At 71.3% G+C, this 3,162-nt stretch carries 2 protein-coding genes; both read left to right on the top strand.

The annotated features are described in order from the left end of the window. Window positions 1–1,002: 1,002 nt before the first annotated feature. A complete protein-coding gene (gene dprA / locus KGQ19_RS52440; protein WP_212022293.1) occupies window positions 1,003–2,199 on the top strand; it encodes a DNA-processing protein DprA in 1,197 nt (398 codons plus the stop codon). Window positions 2,200–2,512: 313 nt separating this feature from the next. Then, window positions 2,513–3,162: tyrosine-type recombinase/integrase (locus KGQ19_RS48160; RefSeq protein WP_212022291.1), on the top strand; the 650-nt coding region annotated here is incomplete at its 3' end.

Here is a 3,162-nt window from a genome sequence, read left to right as displayed (position 1 = left end):
CCGACGAAGTCACCACCGCCCTCGCCTTCCGCCAAGGCCTCCCCGGCCAACTAGCCACCTGACCCGCGAACACCTGCTTAGGAGCCCATAATGACCGCCCTTCTCGCCGCCGCTGCCCCCAACCCCGAGCCGGCAAGCACCGCCACGCTGGCCTACCAGCCCAGCTCCGACGTGCTCGCGCCGCTGACGCCAGCCACGTTCTCCCGTACCAATACCGACTCGGTTCCGGCGGGCAACTCGCGGCCGGATGAGCATCCATCCCGATCGGGCCCGGCGCCGCTCCAATCGCGCACCTCGAACTCCGGCGCGACCGCTGTAGGAACTTCTGAACGCGAACCCGAGCCCGGACGGCAGGCTGGGCCGCCTGGTCGAGCTGTCCCGGAGCCTGCGTTGCTAGTGGCAGCGGCGTCGCTAGCGAACGCTGGCTCAGCTCCGGTAGCCACTACGCAGCCTGAGTCGGCTGCTGAGCAACCGTGCTCCAAGCCTTCGCTCCTGGCCCCGAACTCGCTGCTCTATGCGAACACTGGCTCAGCCTCCGAGCCTGCCCAACCCGCCGAGCAATTGGGCACAGGACGCTCGCCTTTGGCTCCCCCCTCGCTGTGCTCCGCGAGCGCTGGCTCAGCCCCTGCAGGCCCCTCGGATCCTGCCCAACCCACTGAGCAATCGGCGCCAGGATCTTCGCCCTCAGCCTCCAGCCCGCTGCTCTCGGCGAGCTCTGAGCCAGCGTCCGCCAGCGCATCCGAGCCTGGCCGGCGCGCCGAGCAGCCGTCGCTCTCCCCACCCACTCCAGAACCCACCCCCGCGCTCCTGGCTTCTACCTCGCTGTTCTATGCGCCGCCCGATCGTTCGCAGCCTTCCCCCGATCCAGATCTCGAGCCGCTTCTGGCTCCGACCTCCCTCTTCTACGCGGCCGTCGCCACGGCCGACCCTCCCGACACCCCACCGCCTGCTCGACCTCCCGCACCTCCCGCACCTCCAAGGGTCCACCGCGCGCCTGAGCCCGTGCTCGTCACCACCGCGCCCCAAGACCCCACTGCTGCCGACCGTCGTGCGCGCCTCGTTCTCCATCACGCGTCTGAGCCTGGCGACGCACTCCTTTGCCGCCTCGTCACCCGCTTTGGCGCTCCGACCGTTGCCTCCGCACTCCTGGCCGGGAGTGCTGCTGATCTCCTCTCGCCCCACGATGAGGAGTCGGCCACCGATCGGGCGTCGCTCATCAGCCGTGCCCACACGCTCCAGACCCGCTGTTACCGTGCCGATCCCGATGCCGACCTCGCTGCCGGGGCCAAGACCGGTGCTCGGTACGTCATCCCGTCCGACGCCGAGTGGCCCGCTGCGCTTAACGACCTCGGTGACGCTGCTCCGCTCGGAATGTGGTTCCTCGGCAGCGTCGATCTGGCAGCCGCGTCGAAGCGCAGCGTGTCCATCGTGGGCGCGCGTATTGCCACCGGTTACGGCATGCACGTCGCCAGCGAATTCGCGGCCGGTCTGGCTGAACGCGGGTGGGCTGTCATCTCAGGCGCTGCGCGGGGGATCGACGGGGCCGCGCATCGCGGAGCGCTCGCTGCCCGCGGCGTGACGGTCGCGGCTCTCGCGTGTGGCATCGACCTGGTCTATCCACGCGGTCACGAGGCACTGATCGGTGCGATCGCGTCCGAGGGCTTAGTCGTCTCCGAACTCCCGCCCGGGACCTCTGTCAGCCGCTTCCGCTTCCTGGACCGCAACCGGGTGATCGCGGCCCTGGGCCTCGGAACCCTCGTCGTGGAGGCCGCGGCCCGTAGCGGATCGCTCGTCACCGCACGCCTCGCCGACGAGCTCGGCCGTCCCGTCCTCGCGGTACCCGGGCCCGTCACGTCCGAGGCTTCCGAGGGCACCCATCAGCTGATCCGTGACGGGGCACTGCTCTGCACCCGCGCGGCCGAGGTGGTCGAACATCTCGGCGACCTCGGTGCCGACCTGGCTGATCCCACTGTGTCGGCCCGTACCAGCTCCAGGCGTCCTCGCGACTCCCTCGACCCGATCGCGGCCCGCGTCCTGGACGCACTCCCGGTCGCCGGACGGGGTCTGCTCGACACCGTCGAGGCCGCCTTGGCCGCGGGTCTGGATCCACATGCCGTCCGTGCCGCACTGGGGCGGCTGTCGGCAGCCGGTTGGGTGGACCGTGAGGAGAGGGGGTGGTGTGCTCGCCTGATTCTTTAGGCGCACTCGCGAAAAGCGCACCTGCGAAGAACGCTTCGCCACGAGGGCTCTGCGGAGAACACTTCGCCGCCGCCACACCAACAACCCTGGTACCGCAACCGACCGACTCAGCCCTCGAATCCGATGCTTGGCATCGAGAAAGGAGCCGCCCACCGACCGCCCCGACTCCCTCACCAGGCCATGCGTACGTCCGCGCCGCGCCCGGGTACGGAACCGCCCCGGCGTAGCCGTCACCTGGCGCGGGCGGGATCCCGGACCGATTGCCCGCACCGCCGACCTGCTCCTGGAGCGCCATCCGACGTAGGCTGGTTACGTGGACGACGCGTACCGGGCGGCCCTGGACCGCTTCGAGGAGGATCTGCGGGCGCGCAGGTTGTCCCCGCACACGGTGCGCGGCTACGTGGCCGACCTGGTGGACCTGTTCGCCTTCGCCGAGCGCGCCGGCGCGGGCACCCCCACCGAAGTCGGCCTGGATGTCGCAAGGTCCTGGCTCGCTCAGACCGCCGAATCCGGCGCGGCGCGGGCAACGCTCGCCCGCCGCACGGCAGCGGCCCGGGCCTGGGGCCGCCAGGCCTCGATCCCGAGCCTTGCCCGCCTGGTGACACCGAAACCGCGCTCCCCGTTGCCCGCAGTCCTCTCGCAGCGCCAGGTGTCCGACGCCCTCACCGCAGCGGCCGATGACACCGCGACGCGCGCGATGGAGCCGCTGGCGCTCCGGGACGTGGCCATCCTGGAGTTCCTGTACGCGACGGCCGCCCGGGTTTCGGAGCTGTGCGCCCTGAACCTGGACGACGTCGACTTCGCCCGACGGACCGCGCGGCTGTCGGGCAAGGGCGGCCGCGACCGCACGGTCCCGTTCGGCATCCCGGCCGAGCGTGCCCTGCAGGCGTGGCTGGCGCCCGCCGCACGCGGCGCGGTGCTGGCCGCTGCGCGCGCGAGCCACAGCACGGTTGGGTGGGTGGG

Origin of the sequence: Catenulispora pinistramenti (genome assembly GCF_018274385.1) — a bacterium.
In the GTDB taxonomy this organism is placed as follows: domain Bacteria; phylum Actinomycetota; class Actinomycetes; order Streptomycetales; family Catenulisporaceae; genus Catenulispora; species Catenulispora pinistramenti.
Note: the sequence above shows the minus strand (reverse complement) of the source record. Positions and strands in the feature narration are given on the sequence as shown.